A 20,432-nucleotide genomic window follows, 5' to 3' on the forward strand; every position below is an offset into this window, starting at 1 on the left:
TCAGCGGATACACTTTCTTAAAGCAATAGTTAACTGATATTCTTACCACACTATGAGCAAAACACATTTGACAGAAAAGAAGTTTTCCGACTTCGCATTGCACCCCAAGATCTTGGTAGCTCTTGATAAAAAAGGGTTTTCCAACTGCACGCCAATACAGGCGCTAACATTGCCTTTTACTGTCGAAGGCCGAGATGTTGCGGGACAAGCACAAACCGGAACAGGCAAGACGCTGGCATTTTTAGCGTCTACTTTTCATTACTTATTGACTCACCCTGCGGGGAAAGAACATAAAATCAATCAGCCAAGAGCGCTGATTATGGCACCTACCCGCGAATTAGCTGTCCAGATATACTCTGACGCAGAAGAACTGTCAGAAGTTACTGGATTAAAAATGGGTCTTGCCTACGGCGGCGACGGCTATGATAAACAGCTTAAGGTGCTGGAATCTGGCGTCGATATCGTCATTGGCACAACAGGTCGTTTGATCGATTATACAAAACAAGGTCATATTCACCTTGGTGCGATTCAAGTCATCGTGCTCGATGAAGCAGATCGCATGTACGATTTGGGTTTTATCAAAGATATTCGCTGGCTGTTCCGCCGTATTCCGGCAGCTACGGAAAGAATGAATCTGCTCTTTTCTGCAACGCTGTCTTATCGGGTGCGTGAACTGGCCTTTGAACAGATGAATAATCCTGAATATGTGGAAGTAGAACCCCTGCAAAAAACAGGGCACCGTATTCAAGAAGAGCTATTTTACCCTTCCAATGAAGAAAAAATGCGTCTGTTACAGACGTTGCTGGAAGAAGAGTGGCCTGATCGCTGCATTATTTTTGCCAATACCAAACACCGCTGTGAAGATATTTGGGCCCATCTGGCTGCTGATGGTCATCGTGTCGGTCTTCTGACAGGTGATGTCGCCCAGAAAAAGCGCCTGCGTATTCTCGAGGAATTCAGTCTGGGTAATCTGGATATTCTGGTAGCTACCGACGTTGCCGCCCGTGGACTGCATATTCCGTCGGTGACACATGTATTTAACTATGATCTGCCGGATGACTGTGAAGATTATGTTCACCGTATTGGCCGGACAGGGCGCGCCGGAGAAAGTGGGCATTCTATCAGTCTGGCATGTGAAGAGTATGTATTGAACTTGCCGGCCATTGAAGAGTATATCCAGCACCAAATACCGGTCAGCAAATATAATAGTGATGCGTTATTACAAGATCTGCCAGTTCCTAAGCGCCGTAACCGCGCACGCTCAGGGGGACACCCACGCCGCTCTAATATGCCGCGCCGTGGAAATCCAACACGCAACCGTCAACGCCCGAGTTAATACAATATGGCGCTGAAATAACACATGTCGGAATAAATACTATGCTGGGTTCTTCTTCGCTCTATGCTGCTATCGATTTAGGCTCAAACAGTTTCCATATGCTGGTTGTCCGTGAAATATCCGGCAGAGTTCAAGTGGTCAACCGTATCAAGCGCAAGGTCAGGCTGGCCACAGGGTTAGATAAGAACAACCATTTATCACAGCAGGCTATGGAGCGCGGATGGCAATGTCTTCGACTCTTTTCCGAATACTTGCAGGATATTCCTGCCACACATATCCGTGTTGTTGCAACAGCAACTTTGCGACTTGCAGTAAATTCCGATGAGTTTATCGGGAAGGCTTCAGAAATATTGGGTATTTCCGTTAATATTATCAGCGGTGAAGAAGAGGCTCTGCTGATTTATCAAGGTGTAGCCCATACTACTGGCGGATCTGAAAAGCGGCTTGTCGTAGATATTGGTGGGGGCAGTACAGAATTGGTAACAGGTACAGGTGCCGAAGCCACACAGCTATTCAGCCTTGAAATGGGCTGTGTTACTTGGCTGGAACGCTATTTCAATGACCGCAGCCTGACAGAAGAGAATTTTGCCAAAGCAGAATCTGCCGCCCATAATATTCTCAGTCCGGTTATCCCTGTTCTGTTTGAACAAGGCTGGAAAATATGTGTAGGTGCTTCCGGCACCGTACAGACCTTGCAGGAAATTATGATTGCTCAGGGCATGGATGAGTTGATTACCCTGCCGAAACTCCAACAATTCAAACACTGGGCCATTGAATGCAGCAAGCTTGAAGAGCTTGAAATAGATGGACTGACACTTGAACGGGCATTGGTTTTTCCAAGCGGATTAGCAATCTTAATCGCTATTTTTCAAGCATTGAATATCGAAAACATGATACTGGCCGGTGGAGCACTGCGTGAAGGGCTGGTATACGGGATGCTGAATTTACCGGTTGGACAAGATATTCGCGCAAGAACCTTGCATAATATTCAACAACGTTTTCAATCGGATACTGAGCAGGCACAGAGAGTCAAACAACTGACTGAATATTTTTGCCAACAGATCGCCAAACCTTGGAATTTGGACGAACGCTGCCGAGAATTATTGAGCAGTGCATGTTTGCTCCATGAAATAGGTTTATGCATTGATTTTCGTCAGGGAACAGCACACTCAGCTTACCTGATCAGCCACTTAGATCTGCCCGGTTATACCCCCGCCCAAAAACGGCTGTTGGCGGCTCTGTTGAGGAATCAAAGCGGCCCTATCGATTTAGCATCACTCAGTCAGCAAAATGCTCTGCCACTGCTACAAGCACAACGTCTATGTCGTTTATTGCGCCTAGCAATTATTTTCGCCAGCCGCCGATGCGATGACGCTTTACCTGCCTTGCGGTTACATGTAGAAAATGAAACTCTCATTATCACCTTGCCTTATCAATGGCAGATGCAGCACCCTCTCAGGGCTGAAGCATTACAGCAAGAAATAAAATGGCAGAGTTATGTTCAGTGGTCTTTGTTCCTTGAAGAACAAAACAATCGCTATTTAAGTTAAGCTTTTACTTTAGTTATTCTGTATTCATTACGAATACAGAATAACTCATGGGACAGATACTTACTTACCCACGTTTTTCTGACCAAGCCCTAAACGTGATTTAATATCTGCAAGACGCGACTGCCCCTGTTTCATTCGCTCTTCCGCACTAACCACGCGTTTACCTTGTGGCCAATCCAGATCATCTTGTGGTAGCTCGAGCAAAAATCGGCTTGGTTCAGGGCGGATCAATTCACCATACTGACGACGCTCTTTGCTCAGAGTAAAAAATAGTTCTCTCTGCGCACGAGTAATGCCGACATAAGCCAAACGGCGCTCTTCCTCAATGTTATCTTCATCAATACTGCTCTGATGTGGTAACAATCCCTCTTCCATGCCAACCAGAAAAACGTAAGGGAATTCCAGCCCCTTAGAAGCATGCAACGTCATCAGCTGAACCTGATCCAGCTCTTCGTCTTCTTCCCCACGCTCCAGCATATCCCGCAGAGTAAAGCGCGCCACTACCTGAGAAAGGCTCATTGATTCATTCAAATCATTTCCCTCAAGCATTTCGCTCATCCAAGTGAAGAGCTGATTGACATTTTTCATTCTCATTTCAGCTGCTTTCGGGCTGGGGGAAGTTTCATATAACCAGCTTTCGTAATCCATACCACGCAGTAAGTCCCTTACAGCCAATAACGGTTCACGCTCCGCCTGTCGGGATATTTCATCCATCCAGTGAGTGAAGTGCTGCAATGCAGCCAAACCACGTCCTGTCAGATACTGCTCCAGGCCAAAATCAAAACTGGCTTGATATAAACTCTTATTACGTTGATTCGCCCACACACCTAACTTCTGGATTGTCACCGCCCCGATTTCTCGCCGGGGTGTATTGACGATACGTAAAAACGCGCTGTCATCCTCTGGATTAATCAAAACACGCAGATACGAGAGTAAGTCCTTGATCTCAGGCCGAGAAAAAAACGATGCCCCTCCCGAAATGCGGTAAGGGATCCGGTTTTGCATCAACATTTTTTCGAAGATACGGGACTGATGATTGCCACGATAAAGAATGGCGTAATCTTTATATTCTGTTTTATTGATAAAGTGATGGGCGATCAGTTCTCCCACTACCCGCTCAGCTTCATGATCTTCATTGTTGGCTTCAATCACTCGGAGAGGATCACCATAGCCCAATTCTGAAAAGAGTTTTTTCTCAAATACATGGGGATTATTGGCTATCAGGATATTAGCTGATTTCAATATCCGCCCTGATGAACGATAATTCTGCTCCAGTTTGATCACATTCAACTGCGGGAAGTCTTCTTTCAGCAGGATCAAGTTTTGTGGGCGGGCACCACGCCATGAATATATGGACTGATCATCATCGCCGACCACGGTAAAACGAGCACGATTATCCACCAGCAATTTCACCAATTGGTATTGGCTGGTATTCGTATCCTGATACTCATCCACCAGCAGGTAACGAATTTTATTCTGCCAGCGCTCCCTGACTTCTTCATCACACATTAACAACAGAGTAGGTTTAGTAATCAGATCATCAAAATCAAGAACGTTACAGCTGTTCAGATGTAAATCATAACGGCGGTAACACTCTGCAAATTGGTGCTCCTGCGCCGTACGAACCATCCTGATCACCTGCTCTGGTGACATTAATTCATTCTTCCAGTTAGAAATACTGGAAATAAGCTTTTGCAATAGATCTTTATCTTCTTCCAACAGATCTGCCGTGAGATCTTTCAGTAAAACCATCTGATCGTGATCATCGAACAACGAAAAATTGCTCTTCATACCCAGCGTCTTATATTCACGCCTGATGATCTCCAAGCCCAAGGTGTGGAAAGTTGAGATCATCAACCCTCGCGTTTCCTTGCGGCCTAAGGTTTGCGCTACACGCTCTTTCATCTCGCGGGCCGCCTTATTGGTAAAGGTGACCGCTGCAATATGGCGAGGCAAATAACCGCAATTGCGGATTAAATGGGCAATTTTATTGGTAATCACCCGGGTCTTGCCAGAACCTGCCCCCGCCAGAACCAGACAAGGCCCCGTAACAAATTCAACTGCTTGTTGTTGGCTTGGATTTAATCGCATATCGTTTCGAAAATTATATCAGGATGAAAGTTCAGGGAACGAAATTGTAGCAGAAAGCAGGACTAAGAGGCGGTTTTCTTTGCGTAAGTGAATTATTACAAGACAAAATAAATCGAAGTGGAAATATAAATAGCCTTCCAAAATTTCAGATCATTTTCTACTCCTCGCCACGCGAGGGAATAAGAAATCCTCATAACTTGAGTATATCACTATGATGAAAACCCATTTATACTATTTTGGGAATTTAAATATCTACTACAATTGCCTTTTATTTTTTAATGGATTAATAAAAAGAAGGGAAAATATAATTTCCCAAAATACGCTTAATTCTTAAATAAATGCCTATCTCTTTAGCAAAATTTTATGCAGCCGCCAGAATAAAACAGTTTTTTCTATTAATTGAAATACATAACATTTGCTTAAGTTCATTAGTGTTATAACAATTCTTATTAATGTTAAGTAGCAATTCAAAATTGTAGATCACTTCCTTACTCCTCGCGCTGCGAGAAATAAGGGAACCTCATAATTTGTGTGTATCACTATTCTGAATAGCCTATTTAAATCAGTAATAAGGAGGATATAAATGCAACGTAAGACAGGCTTTTTCTTTGATGAACTTTGTTTCTGGCACAATTCTGCATTACAACATGTCGTCACTTTTCCCGTTAGTAGGTGGGTACAACCACCCAATAGTGCTGGACATGCCGAATCCCCCGAGACTAAACGCAGAATGAAAAACTTAATGGATGTTTCCGGTTTAAGTCGTTCTCTATACTTACGTAGTGCTGAGCCTCTTGATGATGCAATATTAAAGCTGGTTCATACCGAAGCGTATTTACAGCGTTTTAAGTCTATGAGTGATAATGGCGGAGGAGTATTAGGGCCTGAAGCACCGATGGGACAAGGCAGCTATGAAATTGCCAAGTTATCTGCCGGGCTTACCTATGCAGCAGTAGAAGCCGTGTTGAATGGTGAATTGGATAATGCTTACAGCCTTTCCCGTCCGCCCGGTCACCATTGCCTGCCTGATCGAGCGATGGGTTTCTGCTTCCTTGCCAACATTGCTCTTGCCATTGAGCACGCAAAGGAAAAAATTGGCGTTGGACAAGTTGCTGTGATTGACTGGGATGTTCATCACGGTAACGGAACTCAGAATATTTTCTGGGAACGTGATGATGTTTTGACTATTTCACTACATCAGGATGGCTGTTATCCCGAAGGTTACAGTGGCGAAGATGATATCGGTGCGGGTGAGGGAGAAGGTTTCAATATCAATATTCCATTGATGGCCGGCGCTGGACACAATAGTTATCTCTATGCCATGGAGCAGATTGTACTCCCTGCCTTGCAACGTTTCCAACCTGAATTGATTATTGTTGCCTGCGGATATGATGCCAATGCTTACGATCCTCTGGCTCGAATGCAACTACATAGTGGCAGTTTCCGCGAAATGACTCACAAAATACAACAGGCAGCAGATGAGTTATGTCATGGCAAATTGGTTATGGTTCATGAGGGAGGATACACAGAAGCTTATGTCCCTTTCTGTGGTTTAGCCGTTATGGAAGAGTTAAGTGGTATTCGTACTGAAGTCAACGATCCTATACTCAATGCAATTCAATTGCAGCAGCCAAAAGAAAGATTCGAAATGTTCCAGCGCCAAGCTATTGATGAATTGAAATCAAGATTTGGTTTGTAGGGTCGGAAATATTCTGCCCGATGTTATTTCACCGGGCAAAATAAATAACTTATTATCCGCCGACTGAGATGCGTTTCATATCAGTCATGTAACCACGTAAAGTACGGCCTATAACTTCAATCGGATGGTTGCGGATCGCTTCATTCACATCACGTAACTGGGAATTGTCGATACCACGATCTGCAACTGATTTCCCTAAATCCCCGGCTTGCAGCGTCGCCATGAATGTTTCTTTCAGTAATGGAACGGCAACGTAAGAGAACAAATAATTACCATATTCCGCAGTATCTGAAATAACTACGTTCATTTCATATAAGCGTTTACGGGCAATGGTATTTGCAATCAGCGGCAATTCATGCAGAGATTCGTAATAAGCCGACTCATCAATAATACCGGAATCCACCATCGTCTCAAATGCCAGTTCCACGCCAGCCTTGACCATCGCTATCATCAGTACACCGTGGTCAAAGTATTCCTGCTCACCGATGTTGCCATTGTACTCAGGATAATTTTCAAATGGTGTTTTTCCTGTTTCTTCACGCCAAGTCAGCAAATTTTTGTCGTCATTCGCCCAATCAGTCATCATTGTGGAAGAAAATTTACCAGAAATAATGTCGTCCATATGTTTTTCGAACAGCGGAGCCAAGAGCGTCTTCAATTGCTCAGAAAGAGCATAAGCACGCAGTTTAGCCAAATTGGAGAGACGATCCATCATCAGGGTAATCCCGCCTTGTTTCAAAGCTTCGGTGATAGTTTCCCAGCCAAACTGAATTAACTTCCCTGCATAGCCCGGTTCAGCACCATCAGCAATCAATTGGTCATAGCATAACAAAGAACCAGCCTGTAACATGCCACACAGAATGGTCTGCTCACCCATCAGGTCAGATTTCACTTCCGCTACGAAAGAAGATTCCAGTACACCTGCACGATGACCACCTGTTGCAGCAGCCCACGCTTTTGCGATCGCCATTCCTTCACCTTTGGCATCATTTTCTGGATGCACGGCAATTAAAGTAGGAACACCGAATCCACGCTTATACTCTTCACGAACTTCTGTCCCCGGACATTTAGGAGCAACCATTACAACCGTGATATCTTTGCGTATCAGCTCGCCCACTTCGACAATATTGAAGCCATGGGAATAACCTAACGCTGCGCCTTCTTTCATTAAGGGCTGAACAGCCTGAACTACCGCTGAATGCTGTTTGTCCGGCGTCAAGTTGATAACAAGATCGGCCTGTGGAATCAACTCTTCATAAGTACCGACTTTGAAACCATTTTCGGTTGCTTTGCGCCATGATGCACGTTTTTCTGCAATCGCGTCCTTACGCAGGGCATAGGCAATATCTAAACCAGAATCACGCATGTTAAGCCCTTGGTTCAGCCCTTGCGCACCACAACCGACGATCACCACTTTTTGGCCTTTTAAATATCCCGCCTCGTCAGCAAATTCTTCCCGCGCCATAAAACGACATTTGCCTAATTGCGCCAATTGTTGGCGTAAGTTCAACGTATCAAAATAATTAGCCATGGTGACTCCGATGTTTATTTTTCCATATGATTTATTTTTCATATGATTTGTGTGTTTGCTTATTTGTTTTGTGCTTCGCATATTAGTTTTGTGCTTCGCATATTAATTATATGCAGCAACTATTTTTTATTTTTTCCTGACCCTGTCTGTGAGGTCATTTGTATGAAATCAATATATGACATGAAAGCCTTTGCTTAAATTGATATATTCACAAGACTATCTTGCAGTTTATGCAATAGACCTTCTTACAGCAAAAATCTCTGGGCAAAAGGCTAAAAAGCGATGGATCTACGTGAGTTAAAACTATTTTTACACCTTGCGGAAAGTTGTCATTTTGGGCGAACTGCCAAGGCTATGCATGTCAGCCCATCCACGCTTTCACGCCAAATCCAGCGCCTTGAGGAATTATTGGGACATCCGCTTTTTCTACGAGATAACCGAACAGTCAAACTCACTATTGCCGGTGAACAGCTCAAACAATTTGCCCAACAAACGCTCCTGCAATATAAGCAGCTACAAAACTCATTAAATCATCAAAGCCCATCACTGACGGGGGAATTACGTCTGTTCTGTTCGGTTACTGCTGCGTATAGCCATCTTCCACAAGTGTTGGATAAATTCAGGGCAGAGCATCCCTTGGTGGAAATTAAACTGACAACAGGAGATGCCGCAGATGCCGTTGATAAGATCCAATCCGATACCGCCGATTTAGGCATTGCAGGAAAGCCAGAGAAACTACCTGATAATGTCAGCTTTACCAAAATAGGTGAAATACCATTAGTATTAATCGCCCCCTCTCTGCCTTGTGCGGTGAAAATGCTTGCAACACAGGAGCAGCCAGACTGGAATACTATTCCGTTTATCCTGCCTGAGCATGGGCCTTCACGTAAGCGCATTGAACTTTGGTTTCGCCGGAATAAGATCCTGCATCCTGTTATTTACGCAACAGTTTCCGGCCATGAAGCGATTGTTTCTATGGTGGCATTGGGCTGTGGGATTGCCCTGATACCTGCGGTTGTTATCGAAAATAGTCCTGAACCTGTACGTAACCGTGTCTCATTACTGGAAAATATTTCGTTGGTTGAGCCATTTGAATTGGGAGTTTGTGCACTAAGCAAGCGCTTGAATGAACCTTTGGTTAAAGCATTTTGGGATCTGTTATAACTTCAGAAACTGTAAATTGGAAAATAAGATTCTCTTTATATGCAACACAAAATAAATAGCTACCTTGAAGCTGTCAGGTTTTATGAATATCACAAACAATATTTAGCGCTTTCTCATAATATGGGAACAGAATGGCATCGCTATCTTTGTATTCAATTAAGTGTTTCATTTGATTATTCTCAGCTAAAAATTGATACTGAATGGGAATTTCGACAAGTAAAAGGTTTCATTATTGCCAGTAATATTAAACATAGATTACATCTAAAAATAAAACCTGTTTCAACTTTCTGGTAGATCCAGTTCATCCTCTATATCATTTTCTATTACACAAATTAAAAATTCAAATATTACTTACCTTGACTCAGAAACAGTCCGTTTGATGACAGATTATTTCGTCTACTGTTTACTATCAAACACCTCTCCAGATATTCTTGTGCTAAATCGTTAGTTAAATAATACTGACGACGCGATAATCAGCAAAATAGCCCATTTATCAAAGGAGCTATTTTGCGATTGGTGACTTAAGTCAAAAATAACTTAAACGAAGGGTTATCCGTTTCATCATGATATTCATAGCCCAGCATGTCCAAATGGCGCTCAAAGCGCACTTCCGGCTCTGAAAGCTCAAAAGCTGCCAATACACGACCATAATCTGTGCCGTGACTACGATAATGAAATAAAGTGATATTCCAATGTGTGCCCAGAGTCTGTAAAAATTTCAGTAAAGCCCCCGGAGATTCAGGAAAGGCGAAACTAAACAACCGCTCCTGCAATGGCTTTGATGGCCTGCCGCCTATCATGTAACGGACATGTAATTTCGCCATTTCGTCATCGGTAAAATCAGCCACCTGATATCCCGATACTTTTAATGCCTCAATGATTTCACAACGCTCAGCATTCCCGCGACTTAATCGGATACCCACAAAAATACAGGCCTTGTTCAGATCCGTGACATCCGAATAGCGATAACTGAATTCGGTCACAACACGAGGACCCAATATCTGGCAGAAATGCAGGAAACTGCCCTTTTGTTCAGGAATAGTGACTGCCAGTAAGGCTTCGCGCTGTTCTCCCAGTTCACTGCGTTCAGAAACATAACGCAAGCCATGAAAATTCACATTAGCGCCAGAAAGAATATGTGCCAGTCTTTCTCCCTGAATCTGATGTTGTTGGACATATTTTTTCAGGCCCGCCAATGCCAATGCACCCGAAGGTTCCGCAATCGCTCTGACATCTTCAAAGATATCTTTCATGGCAGCACAAATCGCATCACTATCCACCGTAATAACATCATCAACATATTGCTGGCATAAACGGAATGTTTCGTCGCCAATGCGTTTAACTGCCACGCCCTCCGCAAATAGCCCAACTCTGGGTAAATCAACTGGATGCCCCGCTTCCAATGCTGCTTTCAAACAGGCAGAATCCTCGGCTTCCACACCGATAACCTTCATTTCTGGTACAAGTTGTTTGATGAGAACAGCGACACCCGCAATTAATCCACCACCACCCACCGGCACAAAAATGCGATCAAGGTGGACATCCTGCTGTAATAATTCCATCGCCAATGTTGCCTGACCCGCAATCACGGCAGGATGATCAAAAGGGGGTACAAAAGTGTAACCGTGCTCTTTTGCCATCTCGATTGCTTTCGCTTTCGCTTCATCAAAATTCGCACCGTGTAACAACACTTCTCCGCCAAAGCTACGCACGGCATCGACTTTAATATCCGCTGTAGCTATTGGCATTACAATGATGGCTTTCATACCAACCTTACTGGCTGATAACGCAACACCTTGCGCATGATTGCCGGCAGAAGCCGTAATGACACCTTTGGATTTTTGAGTTTCCGTCAAACCCACAATCATTGCGTATGCACCACGCAATTTGAAACTATGCACTACCTGACGGTCTTCCCGTTTGACTAAAATTGTATTATCTAAACGGGCCGAGATTTTTTTCATTTCCTGCAACGGGGTAACTTGAGCAACATCATAAACGGGTGCACTCAATGCGGCTTTGAGATATTCCGCCCCTTTTGGTTCTGTATTAAGAGGATAAACCGCCACAATCAATTCCCCAGCTTGGTTTTATCGCGCACTGCGCCTTTGTCAGCACTGGTCGCCAATGAAGCATAGGCGCGTAGTGCAAAAGAAACCTGACGTTCACGGGAATTCGGTGTCCATGCCTTATCTCCGCGAGATAATTCGGCCTGTGTACGCGCAGCAAGTTCTGTGTCATTCACTTCCAACTGAATTCTACGATTTGGGATATCAATATTGATGATATCACCATCCTGAATCAGCCCGATCAGACCACCATTCGCCGCTTCAGGGGAAACATGACCAATGGACAGACCCGATGTTCCTCCTGAAAAACGGCCATCAGTGATCAATGCACAACTTTTACCCAATCCCATCGATTTTAAATAAGTCGTTGGATAGAGCATTTCCTGCATTCCAGGACCCCCTTTCGGCCCTTCATAGCGAATGACAACTACATCTCCCGCTACCACTTTTCCGCCCAGTATTGCGTCTACTGCGTCGTCCTGACTCTCATAAACTTTGGCCAAGCCTCTGAAAGTCAGGCTTCCTTCATCCACACCCGCAGTCTTGACGATACAACCATCCATAGCAATGTTGCCAAACAGAACCGCCAATCCCCCATCTTGGCTGTAAGCATGCGCATATTCACGAATACACCCTTCTTCACGATCAATATCCAGCGATGACCAACGGCAACTCTGCGAAAAGGCCTGAGTTGTACGAATTCCTGCCGGCCCGGCTGAGTACATGCTTTTCACCCCTTCATCTGCTGTTAGCATGATGTCGTACTGTGACAAAGTTTGTAGTAAATCCAATCCCAAAACATTTTTCACATTGCGGTGTAAAAGCCCTGCCCGATCCAGTTCACCAAGAATACCCATCACACCACCAGCACGATGCACATCTTCCATATGGTATTTTTGGGTACTTGGAGCGACTTTGCATAAATGAGGCACCTGACGAGACAGACGATCAATGTCTGCCATTGTGAAATCGACTTCTCCTTCCTGAGCTGCTGCCAATAAATGTAAAACGGTATTAGTTGAGCCGCCCATCGCAATATCCAGTATCATCGCATTTTCAAATGCCGCTTTAGTCGCAATATTACGTGGTAAGGCGCTATCATCATTTTTTTCATAGTAACGTTTGGTCAGTTCAACAATGCGTTTACCTGCGTTGATAAACAGGGTCTTGCGATCCGCGTGCGTAGCAAGCAATGAACCATTACCGGGCTGAGAAAGCCCCAGCGCTTCGGTCAGACAATTCATTGAGTTGGCCGTAAACATCCCAGAACAAGAACCACATGTCGGGCAAGCCGAACGCTCAATTTGATCACTTTGTTCATCACTGACATTCGGATTGGCTCCCTGAATCATGGCATCAACTAAATCCAGTTTGATGATCTGATCAGACAGGCGAGTTTTACCCGCTTCCATCGGGCCTCCGGAAACAAAAATAACCGGAATGTTCAGACGCAGGGATGCCATCAGCATCCCCGGTGTAATTTTGTCACAGTTAGAAATACAGACCATCGCATCAGCACAGTGGGCATTGACCATATATTCTACCGAGTCAGCGATTAATTCACGCGAAGGCAGTGAATAAAGCATTCCGCCATGCCCCATCGCAATACCATCATCAACGGCAATCGTATTGAACTCTTTTGCAACTCCTCCTGATGCCTCTATCTCTTCTGCCACCAATTTGCCAAGATCGCGCAGATGTACGTGCCCCGGCACGAACTGAGTGAATGAGTTAACAACTGCAATGATCGGTTTCCCAAAATCAGCATCAGTCATACCTGTCGCTCGCCATAAGGCGCGGGCTCCCGCCATATTACGGCCATGTGTTGTTGTGGCAGAACGGTATTTAGGCATTATTTTTACTCCCATATCTGTCTTATCTAATTAACTTCAGCAATCAGCACAGGCGGGGAACGACCACCTGTGGAATTTTATATTTTTATTAAGGATTAACTGGATCCAACCAACCCCATTTATCTTCTGTCGTGCCATCAAACAGGCCAAAAAATGCGTTTTGGATTTTTTTGGTAATAGGGCCACATTTGCCAATGCCAACCTGAATACCGTCAACACTACGAACCGGTGTGATCTCCGCTGCTGTCCCTGTCATGAATACTTCATCCGCCAAGTAGAGTGATTCACGGGAAAGAGTCTGTTCACGTACTTCCAAACCAAGATCTTTCGCCAATTTGATGATGGCATCACGAGTGATCCCAGGCAGGGCAGATGAAGTGAATGGAGGTGTAAATAGAATTCCATCTTTCACTTCAAATAAGTTTTCACCCGCTCCTTCTGAAATGTAACCATGCACATCCAGTGCAATACCTTCCTGATAACCATGACGTCGGGCTTCACTTCCCACCAACAAAGAAGAAAGATAATTACCCCCCGCTTTTGCAGCTGTTGGGATCGTATTTGCTGCTACGCGATTCCATGAAGAAACCATCGCATCAATGCCCTGATCCAAAGCTTCTTCTCCGAGATATGCTCCCCAAGGGAAAGCCGCAATAATAATATCGGTTTTATAGCCTGCGGGAGGATTTACCCCCATTCCGACATCACCAATAAATACCAATGGGCGAATGTAAGCACTGACTAATTTATTTTTACGGAGTGTCGCACGACATGCTTCCATTAACTCATCAACACTCTGGCTCACAGGGAAACGGTAAATTTTTGCTGAGTCATGCAAGCGCTGCATATGTTCACGATGACGGAAAACCACTGGTCCCTTGTGAGAGTCATAGCAACGAACTCCTTCAAACACTGAAGTGCCATAATGCAGGGCGTGGGACATAACATGAACTTTCGCATCTGCCCAAGGCACCATTTCCCCATTGAACCAAATATAATCAGCTTGCTTTGTCATTCTCAGTTTTCCTTTCATTGCGCCCTATGCGCTTATTAATTGTGATTCTTTGTGTTTGATCTCGATCCTGGCAACATCCACTAATTTCATCAGCTGAGAAAACAGTAAATTGACAGAACGCTGGCTGGATACTGTGAGTTCAATGTTTACATTATCACTATCTGTTATACGATCCATATTCAATGCACATACCTGAAATCCACGATGACGGGTAACTCTCAGAATTCGCTCTAAAATTTCAGGGCAAGATTTCGCCTGAATAGCAAGTTGATGTTGCATCATAATGACTTCTCCAGCATGGTTGCGTTGCTTGCGCCTGGTGGAACCAACGGCCAGACATTCTCTAATTCATCAATGGATACGTGTAATAAATATGCACCCCTGCTGCTGAATAAAGCATCCAAGGCATCATCTACTTGTGATTTATCAGTAATGTGCTGCCCCGGAATATCAAAAGCGCGTGCCAACGTCAGAAAATCGGGATTATCCGTTAAGATCGTTTCGCTATAACGTTCTTCAAAAAATAGTTCCTGCCACTGACGAACCATGCCCAGACGCTGGTTATCCAATAAGATCATCTTGACTGGCAACTGCTTGCGCTTGATCGTGCCTAACTCCTGAACATTCATCATAAAAGAGCCGTCACCAGATATGCAGATAACCATATCTTCCGGACGAGCCATCTGTGCGCCAATTGCGGCTGGAATACCAAACCCCATCGTGCCCAATCCACTTGAGGTGATGAAATTCTCTGGTTGGCTAAATGTCATGTGCTGAGCAGACCACATCTGATGCTGCCCAACATCGGTTGTGATTATGGTGCTGGATGGCGCACGCTCAGAAACTTGTTTCAGCAGCAATGGAGCGTAAATTTTTTCACCTTGATAGTCGTAACAACATACATGTTCGCTTTTTAATTGTTTTACTTCTTGTTGCCAGTTTTGGATCGATAAAGTTTGCTGTAAATGTGGTAACAAGGTTTTTAAATCGCCCAATAATGAAACATGAGTCTGACGTAATTTATTGAATTCAGAAGGATCAATATCTAAATGAATAACTTTGGCATTAGGCGCAAAAGTATTCAATTTACCCGTCACACGATCATCAAAACGAGCACCGACAGCAATCAATAAATCACAGGATTGAACAGCTAAGTTGGCGGCTTTGGTGCCGTGCATTCCCAACATTCCTAAGTAGTAATCATGTTCACAATCCGCAGCCCCCAAACCTTTCAATGTGGAAACAACGGGTATTCCTGTTTCCGCAACAAAACGACGCAATTCAGGCACTGCGCCAGCAATACCAACGCCTCCTCCCACGTACAAAACGGGTTTACTAGACGATGCCAGCAGTTGATAGGATTGTTCAAGCTCTTGTTTAGGAAGAGATAATTTTTGGGGTTCCGATACCAGGTATGGTGGAAAATCACCTTGAGCTAATTGGATATCTTTCGGTAAATCAACCAGAACAGGCCCCGGGCGACCACTCATGGCAATCGTAAAGGCATCAGCCATAACTTGGGGGATTCTTTCGAGCGAATCAATGAGAAAGCTATGTTTTGTACAAGAAAGAGACATTCCCAAAATATCAATCTCCTGAAAAGCATCCGTTCCTATAAATTCAGAACTCACCTGACCAGTGATAGCAACAACAGGAACAGAATCCAACAAAGCATCAGCTAATCCAGTGATTAAGTTGGTCGCGCCGGGCCCTGATGTTGCAATACAGACCCCCGGCTTACCACTTGCTCTTGCATAACCGATTGCAGCCATAACAGCCCCTTGTTCATGACGGCATAGTATATGCTCAATTCCTCCGTCATACAGCGCATCATAAACTGGCATGATAGCTCCACCAGGATAACCGAAAACTTTTTTAATCCCCTGTTCTCGTAACGCTTCTATAACCGACTGTGCCCCGTTCATTGCCATCTCCCGTTATGTTTAACCTGTGGTTGGTTGTTGTGATGCTTTGTTATGTTTATGTGTCTATCCAAAGTGCCAAAAAAAAACCCGCTCCTTTCGGTGCGGGGTTTTTTGAAATCTGGCTGTTTTTCTAGTTTAAGCCTTCCTTCGTCCAAGTGCAGCCCCGCACGGTGGGATAATCACCACCACACTCTCAATAATTAGGCTAATCACTAGGACAAAAGTATTCATAATACTGTTCGTTTTAACTCGTATGCTTGACGTATATTTAAGAGTTATCACTTTCGATGATTGTTGACAATAATTATTTTTATTTTTTCGCAACAAAATTATTTTTATTTATACTTTTCATTTAGATAGATAAGAAAGCAGATAAATCCACTGAATTTTTCTCGCTTTACACTCAGAAATAACAAGTAACTATCTATTTAATAAAATAATTAATAAGTAAAATTATAAAAAACGATTTAATCGTCTATTAACTAACGTTATCACACAAAACATAATTAAAACCAATTTTGTTTGTTAATAGTTATCATCATTAACAAAATACACCCGAAGATAACAGAAGATAAATTTATATGTTTAGCTGATAAAATAATTTACCCCTTATGCCATGAAAATATGACTATGTCGCTTTATCAGAAAGATCTTGTTCAATTTCATTATTCATAGATAACATTCAGTTACTATTTAAATAGAATTACAAAATAACTGTCAGGATAGCTATAACAATAGATATATTTACGAATCTCGTCGCAAAATAACAAAAGGCTACTTTTTATTATTTTTTATCAATTCATGATATTAGCTTTCTTGCTAAGGAGAGCATCATGACACTTGCCATTATTCATACCAGAGCAACAATTGGTATCGATTCCCCCATCGTGACAATAGAAGCGCATATCAGTAATGGATTACCCGGCCTGACCCTCGTTGGCTTACCTGAAACCACAGTGAAAGAAGCCAGAGATAGGGTAAGAAGTGCACTTCTTAACAGTGGTTTTACCTATCCACCCAAAAGGATCACCGTTAATTTGGCACCCGCAGATCTCCCCAAAGAAGGTGGAAGATATGACCTTCCTATTGCCATCGCGATATTGGCAGCATCAGAGCAAATCGCAACAGATAAACTCCAAAATTACGAATTTTTAGGAGAGTTAGCGCTTTCTGGCGAAATACGGCGAGTCATGGGAGCTATCCCTGCGGCACTGAGTGCCAAAGGGGCAGGAAGACAACTTATTCTCTCCTCAGAAAATAACACTGAACTGGCTATTTTGTCCCAAAACGAAGCATTGATGGCAGAACATTTACTTCAAGTCTGTCATTTCCTTAAAGAAAAAAATGCCAGCTTAGCCTCACCTTCATCCATTGAATTACAGACTGAACCATCTATTTTGGATATGCAGGATATTATTGGGCAGGAACAAGCCAAACGAGCTTTAGAGATCACTGCCGCTGGCGGTCATAATCTTTTACTACTTGGCCCCCCGGGAACTGGCAAAACCATGCTTGCCTGCCGTTTATGCAGCCTGTTACCCCCATTAACGCATCAGGAAGCTCTGGAGGTTGCTGCAATCAATAGCCTAGTCGGACATTCAGTCAATCCAAAAAAATGGCATATACGCCCATTTAGGGCGCCTCATCATAGTTCATCAATGGCAGCTTTAGTAGGTGGAGGTTCAATACCGAGGCCAGGAGAGATTTCCCTTGCACACAATGGGGTATTATTTCTGGACGAATTACCCGAATTCAACCGAAGTGTTCTTGATGCTTTACGTGAGCCACTAGAGTCCGGTGAGATAGTAATATCCCGAGCAAGGGCAAAAGTCTGTTTCCCCGCTATGGTTCAACTTATTGCTGCCATGAACCCAAGCCCAACAGGCTATCATCAAGGTTTGCATAACCGAAGCACCCCACAACAGGTGCTACGCTACCTTTCTAAACTTTCAGGTCCTTTTTTAGATCGGTTTGATCTTTCTATTGAAGTTCCACTGCTTCCTCCAGGCATTTTAAGTCATTCATCAGCAAAACATGGAGAAAGTAGCCATGATGTCAAAAAGCGTGTACAAATGGCCAGAAAAATACAAATTGAACGGTGCGGGCATATTAATGCTTCCCTCAACAGCAAACAAACTGAAGATATTTGCAAATTGAAAATGGAAGATGCAGTTTTTCTGGAAAATACTTTATTGAAATTAGGGCTATCCATACGAGCTTGGCATAGAATACTCAAAGTTTCTCGTACAATTGCAGACTTAAAAGAACAAAAAAGAATAGAAAAGCCAGATATTATGGAAGCACTCAGCTACCGGAGTATGGATAGGTTACTTATTCAGCTACATAAACAAGCTGGATAAATAAGAAAGGGGCATTTTGCCCCTCCTGATGGATCATTAATATCAATGATGGTATTAATCATCATTATCGGTATAGTCCTCTGCTGAGTCTATTTGCGGTTTTCCGCCAGAAAGAGTATGAAAACGTTTTGGACGACTGATTTTTGTCAAATACTTAGTCCATATCTTTTCTTCTATTGTTACTGGTGCTCGTTCACCGCGGCAAACCGCAACAAACAGTTTTTCTTCTTCTGTTTGCGGTTCACGTTTACCAAGATCCAATTCATTAAACGCATGACCATAGCGTTCTAATAATTGGGCTTCTTTGATGGTGAAATCACCATGACGGGAAAATCCACGCGGATAGTTTTTATTATCAAAAAAACGATTAGTCGTGATGAAGCTTTCAGCCATCTGACACACTCCTAACTCTAATGTCATACTAATTATGGCGCGGAGTATTAGGGAGGCTTGACATTCTGTAAAACAAAATATTTAAATCTTAACGACAAAAACTATTGGAGATGCATGTGGACACTGAATTACTGAAAACCTTTTTGGAAGTCAGTAAGACTCGTCACTTTGGTCGGGCAGCTGAATCGCTTTATCTAACACAATCCGCTGTTAGCTTTCGGATCCGTCAACTAGAAAATCAGTTGGGTACCAATTTATTCACACGGCATCGCAATAATATCCGCCTAACTGCGGCCGGAGAACGTCTTGTACCCTATGCAGAATCGCTAATGAATACTTGGCAGTTAGCGAAGAAAGAAATCAATTACGTTGCTCAGCATACCGAACTCTCTATCGGCTCTACAGCGTCCCTTTGGGAAGGTTATCTGACATCTTGGTTAAATAAGTTTTACCATCTCCATCAAGAAACGAGGATTGAATCTCTGGTTTCTACACGTCAGTCACTGGTCAAGCAATTGCATTCGCGTGAATTAGACCTCTTAATTACTACAGAACCCCCAAAAATGGATGAGTTCCAAAGTCAGTTAATCGGTAATATTCAGCTTGTTTTATCAACAACTCGACATAGCCTTGAAAAAGGTGTTGAAAATTACATCAAATTAGAATGGGGTGCAGATTTTCATCATCAGGAACAACAGATCTTAAAAAATGATCATCCTCCTATCATCACAACCACATCTGCACATATTGCCAGAGAGTTATTGGATAGTGTGAATGCAGCAACCTTCCTGCCTATACATTGGCAAGAAGAATATCCAAAACTCGTATCTTCACCTAATAACGAACTGATAGAACGACCATTATACGCAGTATGGCTGCAAAACAGTGACCAACAAGCACTTATCCAACAGTTACTAAAAATTCCTGTTGAAAAAGCGCCCATAACTGCCTGAGAGCGGCTTTGAGAGAAGATAGAGTGGGCAGAAGGGTCATTCACGCAAAATTCTTAGAATTACTCGGTAAATAATAGAAAAGAAAAAACCCAGCTAAAATTAGCTGGGCTATTAATCTGAAAGCTATATAAATTATTACTTAGTTGTTAACTGGCAGGGGCGGAGAGACTCGAACTCCCAACACCCGGTTTTGGAGACCGGTGCTCTACCAATTGAACTACGCCCCTAAATACGGTGGCGGTGCGGACGGGACTCGAACCCGCGACCCCCGGCGTGACAGGCCGGTATTCTAACCAACTGAACTACCGCACCACCGAATTTCTTTAGCCTCGCTGCCTTTTGTGCCGGCAACGGCTGTTAAATAATTGTCTGGCAGTGCCCTACTCTCGCATGGGGAGACCCCACACTACCATCGGCGCAACGGCGTTTCACTGCTGAGTTCGGCATGGGATCAGGTGGGACCACCGCGCTCTTGCCGCCAGACAAATCCTGT

At 43.6% G+C, this 20,432-nt stretch carries 16 protein-coding genes, 2 tRNA genes and 1 rRNA gene; 7 read left to right on the forward strand and 12 right to left on the reverse strand.

Features of this window, described 5'->3' with window-relative positions; all coding sequences use genetic code 11:
- Positions 1-52: 52 nt before the first annotated feature.
- Positions 53-1,336: an ATP-dependent RNA helicase RhlB gene (rhlB, locus tag AACQ81_RS15255; protein WP_237385626.1), complete on the forward strand. Its 1,284-nt coding sequence runs from the start codon at positions 53-55 to the stop codon at positions 1,334-1,336.
- A 41-nt stretch (positions 1,337-1,377) separates the two neighbouring features.
- Positions 1,378-2,886: a guanosine-5'-triphosphate,3'-diphosphate diphosphatase gene (gppA, locus tag AACQ81_RS15260; RefSeq protein ID WP_237385627.1), complete on the forward strand. Its 1,509-nt coding sequence runs from the start codon at positions 1,378-1,380 to the stop codon at positions 2,884-2,886.
- Positions 2,887-2,946: 60 nt separating this feature from the next.
- Here the strand turns inward: gppA and rep are convergent, their stop codons facing one another.
- Positions 2,947-4,977, reverse strand: coding sequence for a DNA helicase Rep (gene rep / locus AACQ81_RS15265; protein ID WP_237385628.1), 2,031 nt, complete (start codon positions 4,975-4,977; stop codon positions 2,947-2,949).
- Positions 4,978-5,560: 583 nt separating this feature from the next.
- Between rep and AACQ81_RS15270 the strand changes: the two genes are divergently transcribed.
- Positions 5,561-6,676, forward strand: a complete 1,116-nt coding sequence (locus AACQ81_RS15270) for a class II histone deacetylase (RefSeq protein ID WP_237385629.1) — start codon at positions 5,561-5,563, stop codon at positions 6,674-6,676.
- Positions 6,677-6,728: 52 nt separating this feature from the next.
- On the opposite strand, the gene ilvC is transcribed toward AACQ81_RS15270, so the two are convergent.
- Entirely contained in the window at positions 6,729-8,207 is a 1,479-nt protein-coding gene (gene ilvC, locus AACQ81_RS15275; protein WP_237385630.1) for a ketol-acid reductoisomerase, read from the reverse strand.
- 282 nt (positions 8,208-8,489) lie between these two features.
- Between ilvC and ilvY the strand changes: the two genes are divergently transcribed.
- Complete coding sequence (ilvY, locus tag AACQ81_RS15280) at positions 8,490-9,371, forward strand: HTH-type transcriptional activator IlvY (protein WP_237385631.1); 882 nt, start codon at positions 8,490-8,492, stop codon at positions 9,369-9,371.
- Between the two features lie 39 nt (positions 9,372-9,410).
- Positions 9,411-9,665 (forward strand): hypothetical protein, encoded by a 255-nt coding sequence (locus AACQ81_RS15285; protein ID WP_237385632.1) that lies wholly within the window; start codon positions 9,411-9,413, stop codon positions 9,663-9,665.
- Between the two features lie 227 nt (positions 9,666-9,892).
- Here the strand turns inward: AACQ81_RS15285 and ilvA are convergent, their stop codons facing one another.
- The 6 genes from ilvA to ilvL form a co-directional block, all read right to left on the reverse strand.
- Entirely contained in the window at positions 9,893-11,440 is a 1,548-nt protein-coding gene (gene ilvA / locus AACQ81_RS15290) for a threonine ammonia-lyase, biosynthetic (protein WP_443089515.1), read from the reverse strand.
- Between the two features lie 2 nt (positions 11,441-11,442).
- Complete coding sequence (ilvD, locus tag AACQ81_RS15295) at positions 11,443-13,293, reverse strand: dihydroxy-acid dehydratase (RefSeq protein WP_237385633.1); 1,851 nt, start codon at positions 13,291-13,293, stop codon at positions 11,443-11,445.
- An 88-nt stretch (positions 13,294-13,381) separates the two neighbouring features.
- Positions 13,382-14,308, reverse strand: coding sequence for a branched-chain amino acid transaminase (locus tag AACQ81_RS15300; RefSeq protein ID WP_237385634.1), 927 nt, complete (start codon positions 14,306-14,308; stop codon positions 13,382-13,384).
- A 24-nt stretch (positions 14,309-14,332) separates the two neighbouring features.
- Positions 14,333-14,590: an acetolactate synthase 2 small subunit gene (gene ilvM, locus AACQ81_RS15305; RefSeq protein ID WP_237385635.1), complete on the reverse strand. Its 258-nt coding sequence runs from the start codon at positions 14,588-14,590 to the stop codon at positions 14,333-14,335.
- A complete protein-coding gene (ilvG, locus tag AACQ81_RS15310; protein ID WP_237385636.1) occupies positions 14,587-16,233 on the reverse strand; it encodes an acetolactate synthase 2 catalytic subunit in 1,647 nt (548 codons plus the stop codon). The genes ilvM and ilvG overlap by 4 nt, the downstream gene beginning before the upstream one ends.
- A 135-nt stretch (positions 16,234-16,368) precedes the next feature.
- A complete protein-coding gene (ilvL, locus tag AACQ81_RS15315; RefSeq protein ID WP_143101210.1) occupies positions 16,369-16,464 on the reverse strand; it encodes an ilv operon leader peptide in 96 nt (31 codons plus the stop codon).
- Between the two features lie 602 nt (positions 16,465-17,066).
- Between ilvL and AACQ81_RS15320 the strand changes: the two genes are divergently transcribed.
- A complete protein-coding gene (locus AACQ81_RS15320) occupies positions 17,067-18,593 on the forward strand; it encodes a YifB family Mg chelatase-like AAA ATPase (RefSeq protein WP_237385637.1) in 1,527 nt (508 codons plus the stop codon).
- Positions 18,594-18,647: 54 nt separating this feature from the next.
- Here the strand turns inward: AACQ81_RS15320 and AACQ81_RS15325 are convergent, their stop codons facing one another.
- Positions 18,648-18,986, reverse strand: a complete 339-nt coding sequence (locus AACQ81_RS15325; protein WP_237385638.1) for a DUF413 domain-containing protein — start codon at positions 18,984-18,986, stop codon at positions 18,648-18,650.
- Between the two features lie 116 nt (positions 18,987-19,102).
- Between AACQ81_RS15325 and hdfR the strand changes: the two genes are divergently transcribed.
- A complete protein-coding gene (gene hdfR, locus AACQ81_RS15330) occupies positions 19,103-19,939 on the forward strand; it encodes an HTH-type transcriptional regulator HdfR (RefSeq protein ID WP_237385639.1) in 837 nt (278 codons plus the stop codon).
- Between the two features lie 151 nt (positions 19,940-20,090).
- Here the strand turns inward: hdfR and AACQ81_RS15335 are convergent.
- From AACQ81_RS15335 to rrf, 3 genes are all read right to left on the reverse strand, one after another.
- Positions 20,091-20,166 (reverse strand) — tRNA-Trp (locus AACQ81_RS15335).
- 8 nt (positions 20,167-20,174) lie between these two features.
- Positions 20,175-20,251 (reverse strand) — tRNA-Asp (locus tag AACQ81_RS15340).
- A 55-nt stretch (positions 20,252-20,306) separates the two neighbouring features.
- Positions 20,307-20,422 (reverse strand): 5S ribosomal RNA (gene rrf / locus AACQ81_RS15345).
- Positions 20,423-20,432 lie beyond the last annotated feature (10 nt).

The organism is Xenorhabdus sp. Sc-CR9 (assembly GCF_963897815.1).
Taxonomy (GTDB): Bacteria; Pseudomonadota; Gammaproteobacteria; order Enterobacterales; family Enterobacteriaceae; genus Xenorhabdus.

What these genes read in the sequence shown, in the direction of transcription:
- rhlB (WP_237385626.1), top strand. Translation starts at nt 53, where the DNA reads ATGAGCAAAACACATTTGACAGAAAAGAAGTTTTCCGACTTCGCATTG.
- gppA (WP_237385627.1), top strand. Translation starts at nt 1,378, where the DNA reads ATGCTGGGTTCTTCTTCGCTCTATGCTGCTATCGATTTAGGCTCAAAC.
- rep (WP_237385628.1), bottom strand. Translation starts at nt 4,977, where the DNA reads ATGCGATTAAATCCAAGCCAACAACAAGCAGTTGAATTTGTTACGGGG.
- AACQ81_RS15270 (WP_237385629.1), top strand. Translation starts at nt 5,561, where the DNA reads ATGCAACGTAAGACAGGCTTTTTCTTTGATGAACTTTGTTTCTGGCAC.
- ilvC (WP_237385630.1), bottom strand. Translation starts at nt 8,207, where the DNA reads ATGGCTAATTATTTTGATACGTTGAACTTACGCCAACAATTGGCGCAA.
- ilvY (WP_237385631.1), top strand. Translation starts at nt 8,490, where the DNA reads ATGGATCTACGTGAGTTAAAACTATTTTTACACCTTGCGGAAAGTTGT.
- AACQ81_RS15285 (WP_237385632.1), top strand. Translation starts at nt 9,411, where the DNA reads ATGCAACACAAAATAAATAGCTACCTTGAAGCTGTCAGGTTTTATGAA.
- ilvD (WP_237385633.1), bottom strand. Translation starts at nt 13,293, where the DNA reads ATGCCTAAATACCGTTCTGCCACAACAACACATGGCCGTAATATGGCG.
- AACQ81_RS15300 (WP_237385634.1), bottom strand. Translation starts at nt 14,308, where the DNA reads ATGACAAAGCAAGCTGATTATATTTGGTTCAATGGGGAAATGGTGCCT.
- ilvM (WP_237385635.1), bottom strand. Translation starts at nt 14,590, where the DNA reads ATGATGCAACATCAACTTGCTATTCAGGCGAAATCTTGCCCTGAAATT.
- ilvG (WP_237385636.1), bottom strand. Translation starts at nt 16,233, where the DNA reads ATGAACGGGGCACAGTCGGTTATAGAAGCGTTACGAGAACAGGGGATT.
- ilvL (WP_143101210.1), bottom strand. Translation starts at nt 16,464, where the DNA reads ATGAATACTTTTGTCCTAGTGATTAGCCTAATTATTGAGAGTGTGGTG.
- AACQ81_RS15320 (WP_237385637.1), top strand. Translation starts at nt 17,067, where the DNA reads ATGACACTTGCCATTATTCATACCAGAGCAACAATTGGTATCGATTCC.
- AACQ81_RS15325 (WP_237385638.1), bottom strand. Translation starts at nt 18,986, where the DNA reads ATGGCTGAAAGCTTCATCACGACTAATCGTTTTTTTGATAATAAAAAC.